This is a genomic window from Cupriavidus basilensis (assembly GCF_000876015.1).
Taxonomy (GTDB): Bacteria; Pseudomonadota; Gammaproteobacteria; order Burkholderiales; family Burkholderiaceae; genus Cupriavidus; species Cupriavidus basilensis_B.
The window spans coordinates 198,462-218,946 of record NZ_BBQM01000019.1 but is presented as its reverse complement, the minus strand read 5'-3'; the positions used below and the strand labels follow the sequence as shown (position 1 = coordinate 218,946).

General features: G+C 71.0%; 17 protein-coding genes. 7 read left to right on the top strand and 10 right to left on the bottom strand.

Annotated elements, in window-relative coordinates; translation table 11 throughout:
* Nucleotides 1-65 precede the first annotated feature (65 nt).
* Both fnr and KF708C_RS21280 read right to left on the bottom strand, forming a co-directional pair.
* Complete coding sequence (gene fnr, locus KF708C_RS21285) at nucleotides 66-878, bottom strand: fumarate/nitrate reduction transcriptional regulator Fnr (protein WP_231586548.1); 813 nt, start codon at nucleotides 876-878, stop codon at nucleotides 66-68.
* Between the two features lie 82 nt (nucleotides 879-960).
* The gene (locus KF708C_RS21280) at nucleotides 961-1,398 is read right to left on the bottom strand and encodes a response regulator (protein WP_059413160.1); all 438 of its coding nucleotides are present in this window, start codon (nucleotides 1,396-1,398) and stop codon (nucleotides 961-963) included.
* A 226-nt stretch (nucleotides 1,399-1,624) separates the two neighbouring features.
* Between KF708C_RS21280 and KF708C_RS21275 the strand changes: the two genes are divergently transcribed.
* The 4 genes from KF708C_RS21275 (at nucleotide 1,625) to KF708C_RS21260 (ending at nucleotide 5,455) form a co-directional block, all read left to right on the top strand.
* The gene (locus KF708C_RS21275) at nucleotides 1,625-2,788 is read left to right on the top strand and encodes a PAS domain-containing sensor histidine kinase (protein ID WP_059413159.1); all 1,164 of its coding nucleotides are present in this window, start codon (nucleotides 1,625-1,627) and stop codon (nucleotides 2,786-2,788) included.
* Entirely contained in the window at nucleotides 2,785-3,429 is a 645-nt protein-coding gene (locus tag KF708C_RS21270) for a response regulator (RefSeq protein ID WP_059413158.1), read from the top strand. Before KF708C_RS21275 ends, KF708C_RS21270 begins: the two co-directional genes overlap by 4 nt.
* 123 nt (nucleotides 3,430-3,552) lie before the next feature.
* Nucleotides 3,553-3,978, top strand: coding sequence for an Hsp20/alpha crystallin family protein (locus KF708C_RS21265; protein ID WP_059413157.1), 426 nt, complete (start codon nucleotides 3,553-3,555; stop codon nucleotides 3,976-3,978).
* Nucleotides 3,979-4,096: 118 nt separating this feature from the next.
* A complete protein-coding gene (locus KF708C_RS21260; RefSeq protein WP_059413156.1) occupies nucleotides 4,097-5,455 on the top strand; it encodes an MBL fold metallo-hydrolase RNA specificity domain-containing protein in 1,359 nt (452 codons plus the stop codon).
* Between the two features lie 123 nt (nucleotides 5,456-5,578).
* Here the strand turns inward: KF708C_RS21260 and KF708C_RS21255 are convergent, their stop codons facing one another.
* The 3 genes from KF708C_RS21255 to KF708C_RS21245 are packed head-to-tail and all read right to left on the bottom strand — an operon-like array spanning nucleotide 5,579 to nucleotide 8,605.
* A complete protein-coding gene (locus tag KF708C_RS21255; protein ID WP_059413155.1) occupies nucleotides 5,579-7,366 on the bottom strand; it encodes a PHA/PHB synthase family protein in 1,788 nt (595 codons plus the stop codon).
* On the bottom strand, nucleotides 7,363-8,109 hold the full coding sequence (gene phbB, locus KF708C_RS21250; protein WP_059413154.1) for an acetoacetyl-CoA reductase: 747 nt from the start codon (nucleotides 8,107-8,109) through the stop codon (nucleotides 7,363-7,365). The genes KF708C_RS21255 and phbB overlap by 4 nt, the downstream gene beginning before the upstream one ends.
* Nucleotides 8,099-8,605 (bottom strand): phasin family protein, encoded by a 507-nt coding sequence (locus KF708C_RS21245; protein ID WP_059413153.1) that lies wholly within the window; start codon nucleotides 8,603-8,605, stop codon nucleotides 8,099-8,101. The genes phbB and KF708C_RS21245 overlap by 11 nt, the downstream gene beginning before the upstream one ends.
* A 398-nt stretch (nucleotides 8,606-9,003) precedes the next feature.
* Here KF708C_RS21245 and KF708C_RS21240 point away from each other — a divergent pair, with 398 nt between their 5' ends.
* Nucleotides 9,004-10,272, top strand: coding sequence for an MgtC/SapB family protein (locus KF708C_RS21240; protein WP_063923041.1), 1,269 nt, complete (start codon nucleotides 9,004-9,006; stop codon nucleotides 10,270-10,272).
* A gap of 55 nt (nucleotides 10,273-10,327) precedes the next feature.
* Here the strand turns inward: KF708C_RS21240 and KF708C_RS21235 are convergent, their stop codons facing one another.
* The gene (locus tag KF708C_RS21235) at nucleotides 10,328-10,666 is read right to left on the bottom strand and encodes a DUF883 family protein (RefSeq protein WP_059413152.1); all 339 of its coding nucleotides are present in this window, start codon (nucleotides 10,664-10,666) and stop codon (nucleotides 10,328-10,330) included.
* Between the two features lie 603 nt (nucleotides 10,667-11,269).
* Here KF708C_RS21235 and KF708C_RS21230 point away from each other — a divergent pair.
* On the top strand, nucleotides 11,270-14,524 hold the full coding sequence (locus KF708C_RS21230) for a response regulator (protein WP_231586547.1): 3,255 nt from the start codon (nucleotides 11,270-11,272) through the stop codon (nucleotides 14,522-14,524).
* A 74-nt stretch (nucleotides 14,525-14,598) separates the two neighbouring features.
* Entirely contained in the window at nucleotides 14,599-15,141 is a 543-nt protein-coding gene (locus KF708C_RS21225; RefSeq protein WP_059413151.1) for a gamma carbonic anhydrase family protein, read from the top strand.
* Nucleotides 15,142-15,158: 17 nt separating this feature from the next.
* Here the strand turns inward: KF708C_RS21225 and KF708C_RS21220 are convergent, their stop codons facing one another.
* The 4 genes from KF708C_RS21220 to KF708C_RS21205 form a co-directional block, all read right to left on the bottom strand.
* The gene (locus KF708C_RS21220; protein WP_059413150.1) at nucleotides 15,159-16,094 is read right to left on the bottom strand and encodes a 3-keto-5-aminohexanoate cleavage protein; all 936 of its coding nucleotides are present in this window, start codon (nucleotides 16,092-16,094) and stop codon (nucleotides 15,159-15,161) included.
* A gap of 149 nt (nucleotides 16,095-16,243) precedes the next feature.
* Entirely contained in the window at nucleotides 16,244-17,566 is a 1,323-nt protein-coding gene (locus KF708C_RS21215; protein ID WP_059413149.1) for an aspartate aminotransferase family protein, read from the bottom strand.
* 90 nt (nucleotides 17,567-17,656) lie between these two features.
* Nucleotides 17,657-19,183, bottom strand: coding sequence for an amidase (locus KF708C_RS21210; protein WP_059413148.1), 1,527 nt, complete (start codon nucleotides 19,181-19,183; stop codon nucleotides 17,657-17,659).
* Nucleotides 19,184-19,252: 69 nt separating this feature from the next.
* Complete coding sequence (locus KF708C_RS21205) at nucleotides 19,253-20,224, bottom strand: Bug family tripartite tricarboxylate transporter substrate binding protein (RefSeq protein WP_059413147.1); 972 nt, start codon at nucleotides 20,222-20,224, stop codon at nucleotides 19,253-19,255.
* Nucleotides 20,225-20,485: the final 261 nt, after the last annotated feature.

Genomic DNA, 20,485 nt, shown 5'->3' with positions numbered 1-20,485 from the left:
GCGGGTGGCCGGGCGCCGGCTTGACCGGGGTCAAGAGGGGGCGGGGGCCGCCGCCGGGCGGGATGCTAGATGCGGTCCAGCGCGTCGAGGTCCAGCAGGCTGATGCGCTTGCCGTGCACGCTGATCAGGCCGTCGCGCTGGAAGCGCGACAGGGTCCGGCTGACGGTTTCCAGCTTCATGCCGAGGTAGCTGCCGATTTCCTCGCGGGTCATGCGCAGCGCGAGTTCGCGCGGCGAGTAGCCGCGCGCCTTCTGGCGCGCCGAGATATTGAGCAGGAACGCCGCCACGCGCTGCTCGGCGCACAGGCTGGCCAGCAGCAGCATGACGCCGGATTCGCGCACGATCTCGCTGCTCAGCATGCGGTGCACCTGCTGCTGGAGCGAGCGCATTTCGCGGCACAGCGCTTCGAGCAGGTGGAACGGGATCACGCAGACCGCGCTGTCCTCGAGCGCGATGGCGTCGCAGGCGTGCTGCTCGGTGCAGATGCCGTCCAGCCCGAGCGTCTCGCCGGTGAGGAAGAAGCCGCTGACCTGCTCGCAGCCGTTGGCGTGGGCCACCACGGTCTTGAACGAACCCGAGCGCAGCGCGTAGATGCTCTGGAAGGCATCGCCGGCGCGGTAGAGGGCCTCGCCGCGCCTGACCATGCGCCAGTTGTGGATCACCGTGTCGAGCCGCATGCGCTCGGCGTCGTTCAGCTTGCTGCCCAGGCAGATGGTGCGCATCGCGCAGTTGGAGCAGCTAGCCTTGTGGCTGGCGCCCGCGCACGGGGCCGGCGCCGCCGGCGCCTGCGGTTCCTGCCGCAGCAGTCGCAGGACCTGGGGGGCGTGGATGGCAGCGCTGGCTGCCGGCGGTGCTTCCTGTTGCAGGTGGTGTGACATGGTGGCCTCGTTCATCCCTTCGGCATGCCGGCTGGCGTGCCGCGATTCAACTGCGCTGTTTCCCGGTGCTGCCGTCGGTACGTCAATGCGTCGATACGTCAATCTGCGGCGCTGCCTGCTGCGCGGCGGTCTTCCTGGCGGCGAGCTGCAGCAGCGCGCCGCGCAGCGCATCCAGTTCCATCGTCTTGTCGAAGAAATACGACGCGCCGGCCTGCAGGTAGGCATCGCGCATCGGCTGGATCGAACAGTTGCTCAGGACGATGATGGTGGCCGGCCGGCGCATGCGCGCCAGGTCCTGCAGCGCGCGCATGCCGGCTTCGCGGCGCAGCGGCAGCGCCAGGATCACCACGTCGGGCAGCAGGATCAGGGCCGCCAGCATGGCCGCGCGCGGCTCCCGCGACGAGGCCACCAGCTCCACTTCCTTCATCGCGCGCAGCATCCGCGTCAGGCGCGCGCTGATCATGGGCGCATGCTCGAGCACGAGGACGGTCAGCGGTTGGGTGCAGGGCAACGAATTCATGGGTTGCAGTATCGTCGCCGGCGGGGCCGGCCGAAAGCAGCGACGGCTGAAGATGGCGTCCGGGAAAGGAAGGTCCGTGTCAGGTTTTCCTGACAAAGACGGCCGGCAAACGCGAGAAGGGTGCCCGCCGCGGGCCACGAATGCGTATCATGCAGATCGGCTACCTTTCGTCTCCGCCGGCCGACCTGCCGGCGGAGCACGCTTCGCCCCAAAGACGGCTACCGATATGGCTCCCGAACCAACCGACCTACCGCAACCCGGCGCGCAGGACCTGGCGCGCACCCAGGCCAGCGAGGCCCGTCTCGCCGGCATCATCCGCTCCTCGATGGAGGCCATCATCACGGTGGACGAGGCGCAGCAGGTGGTGCTGTTCAACCCGATGGCCGAGCGGCTGTTCGGCTACACCGCGGCGCAGGCGCTCGGCAGGCCGCTCGGGGACTTCATCCCGGCCCGCTTCCGTGAGGCGCATGGAGCACATGTGCGCCGCTTCGGCGTGACCGGCGTGAGCGAGCGGCAGATGGGCCTGCAGCGCGTGCTGCACGCGCTGCGCCGGGACGGCACCGAATTCCCGATCGAGGCGTCGATCTCGCAGACCCAGGACGGCCACGGCAAGCTGTTCACCGTGATCCTGCGCGACACCACCGAGCGCGTGCGGGCCGAAGCCGCCATGCGCCAGTCGCGCGAGGAGCTCCAGCAGCTTTCCGACCGGGTCCAGGCCTCGCGCGAGGAGGAGCGCCGCCGCATCGCGCGCGAGCTGCACGACGACCTCGGCCAGCGCCTGAGCGCGCTCAAGATGGACCTGGCGATCCTGGCCGGCGACCTGCGCGAGGCCGGCGCCGCGCAAGGCCTGCTGGACCAGGCCGCGGCCATGAACCTGGTGATCGACGAGACCGTGGCCTCGGTGCGGCGCATCGCCGCCGACCTGCGCCCGGCGCTGCTCGACGAGCTCGGTCTGATGCCGGCCATCGAGTGGCTGGCCAAGGAGTTCTCCGCGCGCTACGGCATCGCCGTGGCGGTGCACGCGGCCGAGGAGGAGGACGTGGGCGAGCGCGCCGCCACGGCGGTGTTCCGCATCGTGCAGGAGGCGCTCAGCAACGTGGTCCAGCACGCCGAGGCCAGCCGGGTGGACATCGGGCTGGTGCGCCACCCGGCGCATTACGAGCTGACGGTGCGCGACAACGGCCGCGGCAGCGCCGCCGGCGCCGGCCGGCCGGCGCGCGGCCGGCGCATCTCGCTGGGGCTGGTCGGCATCCGCGAGCGCGCGCGCCTGCTGGCCGGCACGGTCTCGACCACGCAGGCCGACGGCGCCGGGTTCTGCCTGACGGTCTGCTTCCCGCTGCCCGGCGCCGAAGCGGACGCCGACAAGACCAGCCCGGAGGCCCTGTCATGATTTCCGTGATGATCGCCGACGACCACGCCGTGGTGCGGGACGGCCTGCGCCACATCCTCGGCAGGTCGGGCGGCTTCGAAGTGGTGGGCGAGGCGGTCGACGGCACCCAGGTGCTGCAGATGGCGCGCGAGTGCCAGCCGCGCGTGATCCTGCTGGACCTGTCCATGCCCGGGCGCAGCGGCCTGGAGCTGATCAAGCAGTTGCGCGCCGAGCAGCCGGCGCTGCGCATCCTGGTGCTGACCATGCACGCCGAGGAGCAGTACGTGGTGCGCGCGTTCCGCGCCGGCGCGGCCGGCTACCTGACCAAGGAGAGCGCGGCGACCGAGCTGGTCAGCGCCATCGGCAAGGTGGCCGGCGGCGGCACCTACGTGAGCCCGGCGATGGCGGAGAAGCTCGCCAACAGCCTGCAGGACGAGCACCGCGACGAGCCGCACCTGCGCCTGTCGGACCGCGAGATGGAGGTCTACCGGCGGCTCGTGCTCGGCGAGCCGCTCACCGAGATCGCCGCCGCCCTGTGCGTCAGCGCCAAGACCGTGAGCACCTACAAGATGCGGCTGATGGAGAAGATGCAGCTGCCCAGCGAGGCCGCGCTGGTGCGCTATGCGATCCGCCACCGGCTGTTCGGCGAAGGCGAGCTCTGAGGCGCCGCGTCCGCGCCGCCGCGGCGTGGCGCCGGCCTTGATCTGGAACAAGGCCGTTTTGCCCCCCTGTGCCACCATGAAACGCAGGCCCGGCCCGGGCCGTTCACCTCATGGAGGCAAGCGATGAGCAATCTCAGGATCTACGACCCGCTGTCGATCGAACCGGTCGGCGACTTGTTCCAGGGCATGCTGCGGGCGTTCCGCAGCGGCCCCGAAGCCGGCGGCTTCGCGTTCAAGGTCGACGTGACGGAGTCCGACAAGGCCTATAACCTCGTGGCCGAGATTCCCGGCGCGAAGAAGGAAGACATCGACGTGTCGGTCGACCGCGGCACGGTGATGATCTCGGCCAAGGTCGAGCGCTCGTCCGAGCAGAAGGACGGCGAGCGCGTGATCCGCCGCGAGCGCTACAGCGGCGCGATGCAGCGCGCGTTCACGCTCGACAGCGCCATCGACGAAAGCAAGGTCGACGCCAGCTACGAGGATGGCGTGCTGCGCGTGGTGCTGCCCAAGAAAGAAGCGTCGCCGCAGCAGCGCGTGACGATTCGCTGACGGTCCGCCGGCAACCGGCGCGGCCCGCAGCTGTGCCGCCGCCGGACCGGCCTGGCGCGCACCGCCGGCCGCGGCGATGCGCCCATCCCATATATACCCCCACAGGCGGAACGCAGCGATGCAATTGCAATTTCTCGGCGCCACCGACACGGTGACGGGCTCCAGGTATGTGCTGGATACCGGCCACAGCCGCGTGATGGTGGACTGCGGGCTGTTCCAGGGCTACAAGGCATTGCGCCTGCGCAACTGGGAACCGCTGCCGGTCGACCCCGCCCGGCTCGACGCGGTGGTGCTGACGCACGCGCACATCGACCACAGCGGCTACCTGCCGCTGCTGGTGCGCAACGGTTTCCGCGGGCGGGTCTTCTGCACGATGGGCACCGCCCAGCTCTGCAACATCCTGCTGCCCGATTCCGCCCACCTGGCCGAGGAGGACGCGCGCTTCGCCAACCGCGAGGGCTTCTCGCGCCACCACCCGGCGCTGCCGCTCTACGACGGCGCCGACGCCGTGCGCGCGCTGCGGCGGCTGGAGCCGTCCCACTACGACACGCGCGTGGCGGTGGCGCCCGGCGTGGAGGCGGAGTTCCACCGCGCCGGGCACATCATCGGCTCGGCCATCGTGACGCTGCATGCGGGCGGACGGCGCATCGTGTTCTCGGGCGACCTGGGGCGGCAGCAGGACATCGTCATGCGCGCGCCGGAAGCCGTGCGCGCGGCGGACTACCTGCTGGTGGAGTCCACCTACGGCAACCGCGTCCACCCGGACGAAGACCCGCTCGACACGCTCGGCGAAGTCGTCAGCCGCACCATCGGCCGCGGCGGCAGCGTGGTGATCCCGGCCTTCGCGGTGGGGCGCAGCCAGGCGCTGCTGTACTGCCTGTACCGCCTGCGCCAGCAGAACCGCATCCCGGCGGTGCCGGTCTACCTCGACAGCCCGATGGCCATCGACGCCACCGAGGTGTTCGCGCTGCACCCGGACGAGCTGCGCATCGAGCGCGCCGACTGCACCGCGGCCTGCAACATGGCCATCCTGGTGCAGAGCGTGCAGCAGTCGGCGTGGCTCCAGCGCGACCGCGCGCCCAAGATCATCCTCGCCGGCAGCGGCATGGCCACCGGCGGGCGCGTCGTGCATCACCTGCAGACCTACGGCCAGGACGCGCGCAACACCATCCTGCTGTCGGGCTTCCAGGCCGCCGGCACGCGCGGCGCGGCGCTGGCCGCGGGCGCGCGCGAGCTGCGCATCCACGGCAAGCCGGTGCCGGTGCGGGCCGCGGTCGCGCAGATCGAGACCCTGTCCGCGCACGCGGACGCCAACGAGCTGATGACGTGGCTGGGCGGCTTCGGCCAGGCGCCGCGGCAGACCTTCGTGGTGCATGGCGAGCCGGCGGCCAGCGACGCGCTGCGCCAGCGCATCGAGCGCGAGCTGCAGTGGCCGGTGTCGATGCCGGAATACCTGCGGTCGTATGCGCTGGACTGACCTGCTCAATTGACCTGCTCGCTTTTCTCGCCGGACTGAACGCAAAACGCCGCGCGGCGCCGGCCGGGCATTGCCCGGGCCGGCGCCGCGCGGCGTTCCGGTCTCCAGCCTTCCAGTCTGCCGCTAGTCCTCCAGCACGTAGCTGCCCGGCGCATCGGCGAGCGCGCCGGGCGCGGGGTCGCGCGCCGCCACGCGGCCGGTGGAGTGCGACGCCAGCCACGCCTGCCAGCACGGCCACCACGAGCCGTCGTGGTGGGTGGCGTTGGCGAGGAAATGCTCGGGGCTGGCGTAGGGCGCCAGCGCGTCGCGCGTGGACACGCGGAAGCGCCGGCGCGGATGGCCCGGCTCGGACACGATGCCGGCGTTGTGCCCGCCCGAGGTCAGCAGGAAGGTCAGCGTGGTCGACGTCAGCAGGTGCAGCTTGTAGACCGAGCGCCACGGCGAGACGTGGTCGTGCTCGGTGCCCACCGCGAAGATCGGCATGCCGAGGTCGGCCAGCGCCACCGGGCGGCCGTCCACGCAGTAGCGGCCCTCGGCCAGGTCGTTGGTGAGGAACAGCTTGTGCAGGCATTCCGAATGCATGCGGTAGGGCAGGCGCGTGAGGTCGCGGTTCCACGACACCAGGTCGTTCGGGCGCAGCCGCTTGCCGAGCAGGTACTCGCTCATCATGCGCGACCAGATCAGGTCGCGCGACTGCAGCATCTGGAACGCGGCGGCCATCTGCGGACCGTCGAGGTAGCCTTGCCGGCGCATGGTGGCGTCGAGCGTCGCCAGCGCGCTGCTGTCGATGAACAGGCCGAGCTCGCCCGGCTCGGTGAAGTCGGTCTCGCTGGCGAACAGGGTCAGGCTCTGCAGCGGCGTGCCGTCGCCGTCGCCATCGCCGTCGTTGTCGCGGCTGAGCGCCGCGGCGCAGATCGACAGCAGCGTGCCGCCCAGGCAATAGCCGGCGGCGTGGACGTGGGTATCGGGGCAGCGTTCCTGCACCACGCGCAGGGCGGCCTGTATGCCCAGCCGCAGGTAGTCGTCGAGGCTGGTGTCGCGCGCCTCGGCGCCCGGGTTCTTCCACGAGATCATGAAGACCGTGTGGCCCTGCTCGACCAGGTAGCGCACCATCGAGTCGTGCGGCTGCAGGTCCAGGATGTAGTACTTCATGATCCACGACGGCACGATCAGCACCGGCTCGCGCCATACCTCGTCGCCGGCCGGCGCGTACTGGATCAGCTCGATCAGCGCATTGCGGAACACCACCTTGCCCGGCGTGATGGCCACGTCCTCGCCCACCTTGAAGGCGGGCGGGCGGCGCAATGCGGGCTCGTGGGTGAGGTCGGCCACCACGTCCTGCAGGTCTTCGAGCCAGTTGCGCGCGCCGTTGGCGAAATTGCCGCCGGCGCTGGCGGCGGTGGCCTGCAGCACCACCGGGTTGAGCCACCAGGCGTTGCCGGGCGAGCAGGTGTCGAGCACCTGCCGGGCGCAGAACGACACCAGCCGCTCATGGTGGTGCGACACGCCGCTCTGGCCGTGCGTCAGCGACTCCCACAACGCCTCGTTGTTGCAGAAGGCATCGCGCCAGAAGCGATAGGGCCATTGCGACCAGGCCGGGTCGGCGAAGCGCTGGTCGGGCGTCGCCGGCGGCGCCGGTTCGGTGCCGGGCAGCACGCAGCCGCCGGCGGCGACGGCGCCGGCCAGCCACTGGCCCACCGCGGCGCTGACCTTGCCGGGCGAGGTCGCCGTGTGCAGGGCCCAGTCCATGCCGGCCAGCCAGAACGAGGCCAGCGACAGGCCTTGCGTGGCCCCGGCCAGCATGGAGCGGACCTGTTCGTCGAGCAGTTCGTGCGGGCCGGCCGGGACCGGCTCGCAGCCGCATCCGGCCTCGGCGGCCGCGAGTTCCTTGTTTGTGGTCGGTGCGTTCATTGCATGTGCTGCCCACCGTTGATGGCGATGTTGGCGCCGGTGATGAAGGCCGCATCGTCCGAGCACAGGAACGCGATCAGCGCGCCCACTTCGTCGGGCCGGCCCAGCCGGCCCAGCGGGATCTGCGGCAGGATGCGGGTCTGGAGGATGTCGGCGGGAATGTCGGTGACCATGTGCGTGGCCAGGTAGCCGGGCGAGACCGTGTTGACGGTGACGCCCTTGGTGGCCAGCTCCAGCGCCAGCGACTTGCTGAAGCCGTGGATGCCGGCCTTGGCGGTCGCGTAGTTGGTCTGGCCGAAGGCGCCCTTGGAGCCGTTGACCGAGGCGATGTTGACGATGCGCCCCCAGCCCCGGCCGACCATGCCTTCGCACAGCGGCTTGGTCATGTTGAAGATCGAGTCGAGGTCGGTCCTGAGCACGGCGTCCCAGTCGGCCTTGCCCATGCGCCGGAAGGTCATGTCGCGCGTGATGCCGGCGTTGTTGATCAGGATGTCGACCTGGCCGAGTTGCGCCAGCACTTCGGCGGCGCAGCGCTGGCAGGCGTCGAAATCGGCCACGTCGACGGCGAACGCGCTGAACTCGCGCCCGGCCTCGCGCTGGTGCCCGAGCCAGGCCTGCACGTGGTCGTTGCCCAGGGAGTGGGTGACGGCGACCCGGTGGCCGGCGTCGTGCAGGCGGATCGCGATCGCTTCGCCGAGGCCGCCCATGCCGCCGGTGACGAGCGCGGTGCGGTTAGCCGGCATGAACGACGCTCCTCGACTTGCCGCCGGCCGTGGCGGCGGTGGTGGCGGCGGGTTCCGTGGCGCTCGGCATCCACGAGGTGGGCTGGCTCAGTTTCTCGAACAGGTCCTTCACCGGCGCGGCCAGCGCGGCGGGGTTGGCGGCGTGCTGCCACAGCGAGGTCTGGCAGCGCTGCCAGGACTCGCCGGTTTCCCGCAGTTGCTCGAGCACGGCGTTCTGGTCGTGGATGGCGAGCCGCATCCACGCCTGCATCAGCGTGGCGTAGTGCTCGGCCTGGCTGCGGAACAGGGCGGCCGGCAGCGCGGCCAGCGCGCCGAAGTCGCCCGCGTGGACGAGCTGCTCGCCGATTTCCCGCGAAGTCTTGATGTCCTTGCGCACCGCCTCGAGCTGGGCCTCGAGCAGGCGTGCGCGGCTTTCCTGCAGCAGCGTCAGCGTCCGCAGGCCCGTTTCGCAGGGGAAGGTCAGGAGGTCGGTCGGGATGCTGGTCGGTTCTGCCATGATGAATCTCCTTGGTTTGCGCGCGCCGCGGGGGCCGCGGCAATGCCTGGCGGGAAGCGGGGGCAGGGACCGGACGGGCCGTGGTGGAGCGCGGCGAGGTGTCCGGGGCTTGTCTCCGTCGGAAGCGGCGGGCGCAACGCCCGCCATTGATGCCGGGCGGGCGCTGGCCCGTCAGTTGATTCTAGGAGAGCGCCGAGCGCGCTGGTTGACACGCATCAAGCTTCGGCGCGGGCGCGCGCCGAAGCGGCGTCCGGCGGCACCCCGCGGCACCCCGCGGCGGCCACATAGGTTGAGGTGCATCAGGCAAAATGTGCGCGCACGGCCCACACTGACTGCCATTGCGCAATCTTCCACAATCGCGCTGGCATTGCGCCCGCCCCCGGCCAGAGGAACCCGGCATGAACCAGACCGTCGTCTCTTTTTGCGTTGCGCTCGGCATCGGGCTGGGTTTCGGGCTCGAGCGCGAGCGCAGCCAGGCGGCGGACGGCGCCGAGGCCGCCGCCGGCCTGCGCACCTTCGCCATCGCCAGCCTGTGCGGCGCGCTGGGCGCCTTCCTGCCGCAGGCCGGGCTGCTGCCGGCGGTGCTGCTCGGCGCGGCCGGCCTCGCCGCGGTGGGCTACCGGCACACCGCGGCGGCAGACCCGGGCCTGACCACCGAGTTCGCGATGCTGTGCACGGTGCTGCTCGGTGCGCTCGCCATCACGCATCCCGGCCTGGCCGCCGGCCTCGCCGCGGTGCTGGTGAGCCTGCTGCACGGCAAGGCCACCCTGCACCGGCTGGTGCGCAGCGCGCTCACGCGCCAGGAGGTCAACGACGCGCTGACGCTGGCGGTGGCCGCGCTGGTGATCTGGCCGCTGCTGCCGGACCGCTACATGGGGCCGCTCGACGCCTGGAACCCGCGCACGCTCTGGCTGGTGGCGGTGCTGGTCATGATGATGGGCGCGGCCGGGCACATCGCCACGCGCGTGTTCGGGGAGAAGGCGGGGCTGCCGCTGACCGGCCTGTTCGGCGGCTTCGTCTCGAGCGTGGCGACGGTGGCCTCGATGGCCGCGCTGGTGCGCAAGGCCCCGGGCACGCCCGGCGTGCGTGATGCGGCCGTGGCGGCGGCCCTGCTGTCCAGCGTCGCCACCTTCGTGCAGATGCTGCTTCTGCTGGCCGCCACCAGCGCGGCCGCCCTGCGGATGCTGGCGCTGCCGCTGGCGGCCGGGCTCGCCGTGATGGCGGCCTGCGCCGGCTTCTGGCTATGGCGGGCGGTGTGCCGGAAGACCGGGCGCGACGATGCGCGCGCGGGCGCGCAGGCGGCCGGCCAGCGCATGGACTGGCGGGTGGCGGTGGGGTTCGTGGCGCTGATGGCGCTGCTGATGCTGGTCAACGCCGCCGTGCGCGCGTGGCCGGGGACCGGGGTGCTGCTCGGCGTCGCCGCGGTCGGCGGGTTTGCCGACGCGCACGCGGCGACGGTCTCGGTCGCCGCGCAGGTGGCGGCCGGGCGCGTGTCGGCCGCGGACGCGGTCTGGCCCGTGCTGGCGGCGTTTTCCGCCAATACCCTGACCAAGATCGTGGCGGCGGCGGCCGGCGGCGGCGCCTTCGCCTGGCGCGTCGCGGCGGGGCTGGTGCTGGCCGCCGCGTCGACCTGGAGCGTCGCGCTCGCGCTGGACGCCTGGCGCTGATCCCCGGCGCTGAGAATCGGTGCTGATCCCCGGTGCTGAGAACCGGCGCCGGGGATCAGCCGCGCCGGTCGAGCGCCAGCGCGCACAGCGCGCCGCAGGCGGCGGCAAAGGCCGCGGCCGCGCCGAGCACGCGCCACGGGTGCTCGTGCACGAATGCGTCGCCGGCCTCCATGCCGTGCCGGACCTGTCCGCGCGCCTGCGTCTCCAGTTCCCGCAGGCGCAGTTGCAGGGCGTCGAGCCGCGCCCGGAACTGCCCGCGGGCCGGGCCGGCCTGCCCGCCGGCGTCGGTGGTCGCCTCGCGCAGCAGGGCGTGCAGGTCGGCCAGCAGGGTCTCGATGTCGCGCGTCAGCGTGGTGCGGTGCGCGGACAGCTCGGAGCGGAAGTCGTCGGTCATGGTGTTCTGCCGGCAGGTTGGGACAGGTTGGGACAAACTGGAACAGGGCTCGGGTGGGGATCGCGGGATGGAAACGCGCGGGCCGGGAACGCGCGGCCCGCAGGCGCGCGCCAGCCACTATAGGCAGCACGCCGGCATGCCGCTTGACCATAGTCAATAGCATGGCGGGCGGCGGGCGCGGCGCCGTGGCGGGATGCCGCCGCGCGGCCCGCCAGGCGCCGCCGGGCAAGGCGCCGCGCCCGCGCGCGCGGGCGCTGGCCCTTGCCGGGCGCCGCGCGCGCCCGCGTCGGGATTCGGCAACATGCGCGCGCGGCGCTATTGCCGTTGCCGGAACGGCGCTGGTAGAATCCGCGCCGCCCGGGCCCTGGCCCGGGGTTTTTTTTTGCGCATCGCACCTCCATCCGCCGCCGCGGGGCGGTGCCCGATGTCCCGGATGCGCCGCGCGCGCCGCTTCGGCTATAGTATTTCCACCTGCGGCCCCCGGAGGCCGCGCTTTCCCCGCGCCTGCCGTGTCGATCCGGCCGGCGCCGCGACGACCGGCGGCCCGATGCCTGCGCCCGGGGCCGAGCGAGGGGCCCCGATCGGTTGCCGCATTGGAGCGCCATGCACAAATCGCCCCGGGCCGCAGCGCTGTTCTGCCTTCTTGTCCTGTTCCTGGTTTCCGTCGCCCGGGGAGCCAGCGTGTCCGCCCCCGCGGCGCCGCCGGCGCACATCGAGGTGTTCGGGCGCCTGACCTCGGCGCCCAAGCCGTGGCTGAGCCAGGACGACCGCGAGTGGCTGGCGCACCGCGCGCCGCTGACGGTGGGCGTGGTGACGCCCGACTATCCGCCGCTGGAGATGCTCAATGCCGACCGCTTCGAGGGCGTCACGGCGGACTATCTGGCGCTGATGTTCGACCAGTTGCCGCGCGTGCGCGCCTTCACCTCGCGGCAGGCGGCGCTGGAGGCGCTGCGGCGCGGCGAGATCGACCTGCTCGGGCGCGGCAGCGCCGCCGAGGCCGCCGACTACGACCTGCGCGTCTCCCACATCTACCTGGCCGACCAGCCGGTGCTGATCTCCGCCGACGGCAGGCGCTTCGACGACCAGCGCGAGGGCGCCACGCTGGCGCTGGTGGCCGGCTACCTGGCCGAGCGGCAACTGGCCGCGCGCTATCCCAGGAGCCGCATCCTGCTGTTTACCTCGCCGCAGCGCGCGCTCGAGGCGCTGAGCCTGGGGCACGTGGATGCGATGGTCGGCGATGCGTTGTCCACGCATTACCTGATCAACATGAATTACCTGCTGAACCTGCGCATCGAGAACTTCGCGCCGATCGACAGCCACGGCTTCGGCTTCCTGGTGCGCTCCGAGGACAACCGGCTGCGCGCGCTGCTCGACCGCGCGCTGGTGCAGGTCAACGTGCAGTTCGGCGACGAGATCCTGCGCAGCTGGAGCGCCGGGCGGCGCTTCCGGCTCGACGAGCAGCGCCTGGCGCTGACGCCGGCCGAGAACCGCTGGCTGGCCGCGCACGCGGAGGTGCCGGTGATCGTCAACCGCTACCTGGGCTCGCTGACCCAGCTCGACGCGCGCGGCCGGGTGTCGGGCATCGGCCACGACTACCTGGAGCTGATCGCCAAGCGCAGCGGGCTGAAATTCACCTACAGCAGCGTGGACAACTTCGCGGAGTTGAGCAAGCGCATGAATGACGGCGCGGCGATGCTGACGCCGGTGCTGCCGCCGGACAACCCGGCCGACGGCAAGCTCGAGATCCTGTCGCCGTACCTGCGCAGCTCGGTGATCCTGATGACCAGCCAGGACCGCGAAGGCGTGAGCGACCTCGCCCGCCTGGCCGGCAAGCGGCTGGCGACCGGCGCCGGCTACTACCTCAACGAGACCATCCGGCGCAACTACCCGGCGATCGACCTGCAGGTCTACGACAACCTGCTCGACGCCATGCGCAGCGTCGACGAGGGCAAGAGCGACGCCTGCATCTCCAACCTGTTTTCCGGGCGCTTTCTCGCCGCGCACAATTTCAACGGCAGGCTGGTGGTCAGCGGCATCCTGGAGGACCGCACCGTGCCGGTCAGCATCGGCGTGCTCAAGAGCGAGCCGGAGCTGCAGAACATCCTGGAGAAGGCGCAGATGTCGATCGGCCCGGACGAGGTGGCCGACATCGTGCGCCAGTGGGAGCCGCGCTTTCCCGCGGTGGGCGCCAGCTTCTGGCGCGACCACCGCGGCCGCATCGTCCAGCTCGGCGGGGTGTTCGCGCTGCCGGTCGCGCTGTCGCTGGTGTGGGCCTTCTACCTGACCCGGCAGGTGCGCAAGACGCGGCGCGCGGAAAAGCGCCTGACCAACCAGCTCGCGCTCAAGAACACGCTGATCAACGCCATTCCCAACCCGGTCTACCTGCTCGACCGCGACGGCTGCCTGAGCGCCTGCAACCCGGCGCTGCTGCGGCTGTTCTGCGCCGGCTCGGAGCAGAGCCTGGGCAAGACCATCCTCGAACTGCACTGGTTCCCCGCCGAGCTCGCGCAGCGGCTGCTGCGCGAGCAGCGCCAGCGCATGGCGCAGGGCACGCCGGCGGTCGAGGAGCACCTGCTCGACATCAACGGCCAGGTGCGCTACATCCAGCACTGGACGGTGCCGTACCGCAACGTCGACGGCGAGGTCGAAGGCATGATCGGCGGCTGGGTCGACCTGACCGAGCGCCAGAGCCTGATCGAGCAGTTGCAGGTGGCGCGCGAGAAGGCGGAGTCGGCCAACCAGGCCAAGAGCATCTTCCTGTCCACCATGAGCCACGAGATCCGCACGCCGATGAACGCCATCATCGGCCTGCAGGAACTGGTGCTGCAGAAGGCCGAGCAGGGCGCGCTCGACACCACTTCGCTGGCGGTCGCGCAGGAGGCCGCGCGGGGCTTGCTGCTGCTGCTCGGCAACGTGCTCGACCTGACCCGCATCGAGACCGGCAAGCTCGATTCCTCGCCCGAGCCGGTGGCGCTCAAGGCGCAGATCGAAGGCATCGTCACGCTGGTGCTCGGCATGGCGCGGCAGAAGCACCTGTCGCTGGACCTGCGCTTCGAGGGCGAGGTCGACCAGTGGGTGATGATGGACCCGCTGCACTTCAAGCAGGTGCTGTTCAACCTGCTGAGCAACGCCATCAAGTTCACCGAGCGCGGCGGCGTCACGCTGCGCGCCACCGGGCGCCGCGTGGACGGGCGCCTGCGCCTGCTGCTGGAGGTCATCGACACCGGCATCGGCATCTCGGAGCAGGACCAGGCCAAGCTGTTCCAGCCGTTCTCGCAGGTCGAGGCGGCGCAGGCCGGGCAGGCCTTCGGCAGCGGGCTGGGCCTGAGCATCAGCCTGCGCCTGATCAAGCTGCTGGGCGGCAGCATCAGCCTGAGCAGCGAGCCGGGCCGCGGCTCGTGCTTCAGCGTCGACCTGGACCTGCCGCTGAGCGCGGCGCCCGCCGCGGCGGAGGCGCCGGCGCTGGCGCCGGACGCGGCCGCGCGCAACCTGGACGTGCTCGCGGTGGACGACCATCCGGCCAACCGCATCACCTTCCGGCAGCAGCTCAAGCACCTCGGCCACCGCGTCACGCTGGCCTCGGACGGCCTGGAGGCGCTGGAGCTGTGGCAGGCCGGCGCGTTCGACGTGGTGCTGACCGATTGCCAGATGCCGCGCATGGACGGCCTGGAGCTGGCCCGCCGCATCCGCGAGGAGGAAGGGCGCGGCGGGCGCCGCCGCTGCCTGATCCTGGCGGTCACGGCCAGCGCCGAGCCGGCCGAGGTGCAGCGCTGCCTGGCGGCCGGCATGGACCGCGTGCTGATCAAGCCGCTGACGCTGGAGACCGTCGGCCAGGCGCTTGCCGCCGTGGCCGCCTAGGCTTGCACTTTCTTTTCCTTGGCGATTCCTTTTCTTTAGAGCAATCCTTTTTTCCGCGTTTTCAGGATTCCAACGTGAGCATCCGCAGTTTCCAGGGCAATGCCCCCCGGCTCGGCGACCGAGTGTTCGTCGATGCCAGCGCCGTGCTGATCGGCGACATCGAGATCGGCGCCGATAGTTCCGTCTGGCCGATGGTGACGATCCGCGGCGACATGCACCGCATCCGCATCGGCGCGCGCACCAGCGTGCAGGACGGCAGCGTGCTGCACATCACGCACGCGGGGCCGTTCAATCCCGACGGCTTCCCGCTGACCATCGGCGACGACGTGACCATCGGCCACAAGGCGCTGCTGCATGGCTGCACGGTCGGCAGCCGCATTCTGATCGGCATGGGCGCCATCGTCATGGACGGCGCGGTGATCGGCGACGAAGTGATCCTCGGCGCCGGCAGCCTGGTGCCGCCGGGCAAGGTGCTCGAGGGCGGCCATCTGTACGTCGGCAGCCCGGCGCGGCAGGCGCGAGCGCTCACGGAGAAGGAGCGCGGTTTCTTCCGCTATACGGCGGGCAACTACGTGAAGCTCAAGGACCAGTACCTGGCGGAGCAGGGCGGCGGCTGAGGGCGCCGCCGCCTGGCTCAAGCCGGGCCGCCGCCCGCATAGGCGGGACGCGCCGGTGCGTCGCCGCGAGGCAGGCCGAGAATCCGGCGGGCTTCCTCCGGCGTGGCGATCTCGTAGTCCATTTCCCTGAGAATGCGGACCGTGCGCTCGACCAGCTCCACGTTGCGAGCCAGTTCCGCGTGGCGATAGTACAGGTTGTCTTCCAGGCCGACGCGGATCACCTGGCCGCCGAGCAGCAGCGAGTTGATGCCCGCCTGCAACTGGGACGGCCCGATGCCGCTGACGCAGAAGACGCTCTGCCGCGGCAGCAGGTCGACCATGAACTGCAGCGTCTTCGGGTCGTAGGGCATGGCGTTCTGGAAGCCGCGATGCGCGTTCATCACCAGGTTGAAGACGTAGGGCGGCTCGTCCAGTCCCATCCGGATCAGCGTCGCCGCATCCTGGACGATGTGCGCGGGGCTGAAGACCTCCCACTCGGGCTTGATGCCGCGCCGCTTCATTTCCTCGGCCAGCGTCCGGCAGCGCGAGGGCGAGGTGTTGAACAGGATTTCCTTGCCGCCGAAGCTGCCGACGAAGGTGCACGCGTCGAGCGTGCACATCTCCGCGCCGGCGTCCATGCCCTTGAGCCGCTCTTCCCAGACGGTGTCCCACATCCCGCCGGCCATTGGCCGGATCATGTCGCCGTGGACGCCGCCGCCGGTCGAGTTGTTGATGACGATGTCGCATCCGGCGCGGATCCGTTCGTTGATGTCGCGGTAGATGTCCGCGTTGCACGTGGCCTGGTCGTCGGGCAGGCGGGCATGGATGGCGGCCACGCTGGCGCCGGCGTTGTAGCAGTCGAGGACGTCCCGCGCGATCTCGTCGGGCTGCGTGGGCAGGTGCGGGTTCTGGGACTTGAAGGCCATGCCGCCCGTCGGGGCCACCAGGACCACCACCTTGTTCGATGCAGTCATTTTTTTGTCTCCGGGTTGATGAATGCCGCTGCGCCAGTCGTTGCCGGTCTTTCCGGTGTCGCTGGTCTCGATGTCGGCGGGGAAAACGCTGCCGGCCGCTCCCGCGGGCGCCCGCCTTGCGGCGCCTGCGGGACCGGCGCGCCCGTGCTTCAGGCGGGGAAGAAATGCCCGTACTGGCGCACGAAGCTCGTGAACGCATTGACGAACCGGTCGATTTCCTCCTGGCCGACAGGAACGCTGAGCACGACGAAACCGCGGCGCGCGAGGTACACGCCGTTCTCGATCATGTGGAAGAAGAAGAGATCCTTGATGGCGTTGCCGCCGGGCAGGATGTCGGCGGTCGAGCGGATCTCGTGCGTGCCGGCCTGGAGGTTCATCAGCGAGCCCACGCCGGTGAACTGCAGGGCCGCGCCGTTGTCCCTGCAGATCCGGTTCAGCCGGTCGCGCAAGGTGTCGCCAAGCGCGTTCAGGCGCACCGCGGCCTCCGCGGTGTAGATCCGGGACAGGCCCGCGGCGCCGGCGGCCATCGTCAGCACGTTGTTGTTGAAGGTGCCGGCATGCGGCGTCGCGTCGGTGCGGCGCGGGTCGAACTGGGACATGATGTCGGCGCGGCCGCCGAAGGCCCCGAACGACATGCCGCCGCCGATGTACTTGCCCAGCGTGGTCAGGTCGGCGTGGATGCCCAGCTTTTCCTGCAGGCCGCCCGGAGCCAGGCGCGAGGTCATGACTTCGTCGAAGACCAGCAGCGCGCCCTGCCGGGACACCAGTTCCCGCAGGCCGCGCAGGAATTCCACCTTGGCTTCGATGCATCCGGAAGCGCCCTGCATGGGCTCGACCACCACCGCGGCGATGTCCCGCGGGTTGGCCGCGAACAGCGCGCGGACGCTGTCGAGATCGTTGTACGAGGCGATCAGGAAATCGTGCGGCACGTTGACCGGGGTGTTGCCCCTGGCGAACGTGAGCACGCCGCCGTGATACCCGCCGCCGAAGACGACGACCTTGGCGCGGCCGGTGTGGATCTTCGCCGCCGAGATGGCCATGAGGTTGGCCTCGGTGCCCGAGTTGGTGAAGCGCACCACGTCGACCGAGGGGAAGCGCTCGCAGATGAGGCTGGCCAGCCTTGCCTCCAGCACGTTGTGCCCGCTCAGGTTGATCCCGGCATCCAGCGCGTCGTCGATGGCGCGGCGGATCACGGGGTTGGAGTGGCCGTAGATGCCGGCCGTGAATTCCGCGATGAAATCCACGTAGGCATGGCCGTCGGCGTCCCACAGGCGGCACCCGTCGCCGCGCGCCATCGCCAGCGGGAACGGGGCGTAGAACAGGACCGAGCGCGTGTTGCCGCCAGGCATGTAGCGCGAGGCCAGGTCGAACTGCTTCTGGCTGGCGGGGTTGCGCCTGGCATAGCGGTCGGCCGCCTCGGCCACCGCGGTGGCGATCGGGGCGGTGTCGACCGCGAAGAGATGTGGATCCATGATGATGCGGTTCCGAAGGTTATTGAAATGTGTACTGTGCAATTACTGTACACCGTACAATTAATCGGCGCAAGCGATGCGGGCGCCGGCTCAGACGACGGAGATCGGGGCGCTGCCCGCGGTTTCCGCCGCCAGCGGCGGATGGGTGACGATGGACCGCAGCGAGGCCGTGCCCGCGCGCAATGCGTCGAGGTCCGGGCGCGGGCGGCGCAGCGCCGCGTGCGCGTCGAACGCGGCTTCGAGCGCCGCGCCGATCTCCAGCAGGCGCCGGTCGCGCCGGAAGGGCGCGATCACCTGCAGGCCGAAGGGCAGCCCTTGCCGGTCGCGCCCGCACGGCAGCGACAGCGCCGGGTTGGTGGCTAGCGTGACGACGTAGGTCAGGTCGAGCCAGCGGTAGTAGTTGGGCAGCGGCCGGCCGTTGATGGCTTCGGCATGGGGCCGGGTCCACGGGAAGGGCGACACCGGCGTGGTCGGAGCCAGTATCACGTCGAAGCGCGAATACAGCCGCTGGAACGCGCGGAAGATCCTGGTCTGCTCCGCGTGCGCCCACGCCGTGTCGGCCAGGGAGAGCGCAGCGCCGATCTCGTAGTTGGCGCGCGCGTTCGGGCCGATCGAGCCGGGGTCCCGCTCGTAGGCCCCGCGCATCGCGGCGACGAAGGCCTGGGCGCGCATGACGTCGAAGCAGCGGTGCACGTCGCCGAGCGGCTCGCGGGCGAAGTCGACCGGTTCGCACGCGGCGAAGAAGCCGGAGATCCGGGCGATGCGCTCCCGGAACGTGGCGCGGATCTCTTCGTCGACCTCGCACGCGCCGAAATCCTCGGTGAAGCCGACGCGCAGCGCGCCGAGGTCGGTGCCGCGCAGGTCCAGGAAGTCGTGCGGATTGGCGTCCTGGCTCAGGGGCTCCGCGTCGCACAGGCCCGCCGTCGCCGCGAGCTGCAGCGCGGTCTCGGCCACGGTGCGGCCCATCGGCCCCACCACCGACAGCGGCGACCAGCCCAGCAGCCGCCGCTCGCTCGGCACCAGTCCCGGGGACGGGCGCATGCCGACCACGCCGCACTTGGCCGCCGGGATGCGCAGCGAGCCTCCCGTATCGGACCCCGTGCAGACCGGCAGCATGTCGCAGGCCAGCGCCGCGGCCGAGCCGCCGGACGAGCCGCCCGCGTTCAGGCGCGCGTCGAAGGGGTTGCCGGTGGCGCCCCACACCGGATTGCGGGTGTTGGCGCCGGCGCCGAACTCGGGCACGTTGGTCTTGCCCACGAGGATGGCGCCGGCGGCGCGCAGGCGGCCGACCAGCACGTTGTCGCGCGCGGGGACGTTGCCGCGGTATAGCGGCGAGCCATAGGTGGTCAGCAGGCCGGCGGTCTCCTCCAGGTCCTTGACGCCCATCGGCAGCCCGTGAAGGATGCCCACGGGCTCGCCCCGGGCAAGCGCGCGCTCGGCGGCGCGCGCTTCCGCCTCCGCACGCTCGTAGCACGTCGCGGTGACGGCGTTCACGTAGGGATTGACGGCTTCGATGCGGCGGATGCACGACTGCAGCAGCTCGACGGGCGATATTTCGCGGGACCGGATCAGCGATCGCAGCACGGGGGCGGTGAGTTCAGCAAGCTCGGCGGTCATGGGTCTCTCTTGTGGTGGCGCGGGCCGTGTCCGGCGCCGCGGGAAATGGCGGGCGGGTCGGCGCGGGCATCACTTCAGCTTCGCCTTCTCGACCACCGTGACGTTCTGCGCCATCTCGGCGGCGGCGCGCCGCCGGAACGCCGCGCCGTCCTGCCAGCTTGCCGAGAAGCCCAGCGCGCCGAGCTTCTTCTGCACCTCCGGGTCCTGCACCACGGCCTTGAGTTCGGCTTCGAGGCGCGCCGATACCTCGGGCGCAAGCCCCCTGGGCGCGACGACGCCGACCCAGTTGTCGAACACGAATTCCGGCACGCCCTGCTCGATGAACGTGGGCACCTGCGGCAGCAGCGCGGCGCGGGTCCGGGACGCCACCGCGATCGGGACCAGCGCGCCGGACTGGATGAAGGGCGCCGCGGCCACCACGCTGTCGATTGCCAGCGCGGTCTGCTTGCCCATCAGCGAGGTCAGCGAAGGCGCGCTGCCCTGGAACGGCACGTGCAGCAGCGACACGCCGGCCTTCATGGCGAAGCTCTCGGCAATGATGTTCGGCATGGAGCCGTTGCCGAAGGAGCCGTAGGCCAGGCTGCCGGGCTCCTTGCGCGCCGCCGCGACCACGTCCGCGACGGTCTTCAGCGGCGATCCGGGGTAGGTCAGCATGACCATCGGCATCGCCGCGACGATGCCCAGGTAGTCGAAGCTGGCGGCGCCGTAGCGCGCGTTCGGATAGAGCAGCGGATTGATCGTAAACGTCGGGGCGCCCGTGATGAGCAGCGTATAGCCGTCGGCCTTCGCCTTCGCCACGAAGCCGGCGCCGATGGTCGTGTTGGCGCCGGGGCGGTTGTCCACGACGAACGGCTGGTGCAGCCGCTCCTGCAGCTTCGTGGCCATGAGCCGGGCGATCGTGTCCCCCGTGCCGCCGGCCGGCACCGGCGCGACGACCGTCACGGGCCGCGAGGGGTAGGGCTGCGCGAAGGACGGCTGGGAAACGACGATGCCGGCAAGGGCGGCGCCGGCAGTGGCGATCGCCGAAAGGAAACTACGCATGAAGCACTCCAATTCAATCTTCGAGGGAGCCGGCCGCCCGCGTTCGCGTGCCCGGCGCCGCCGATATTGGATCATTGTTCGTCGTTTTTCAATACATTGTTCATCGTACAATAAATTTATAGTCTGGCGGCACTGATCTTGTGCCGGCCGGCGCGCCGATGCACGGAATCGAGGCGCCGCGCTTCATCCTGGTTCGTCCCCGGACTGCCCCCGGCTCGTCCCCTGCTCGTCCGCGGCGGCGCCGCGCGATCCCGGCCGGCG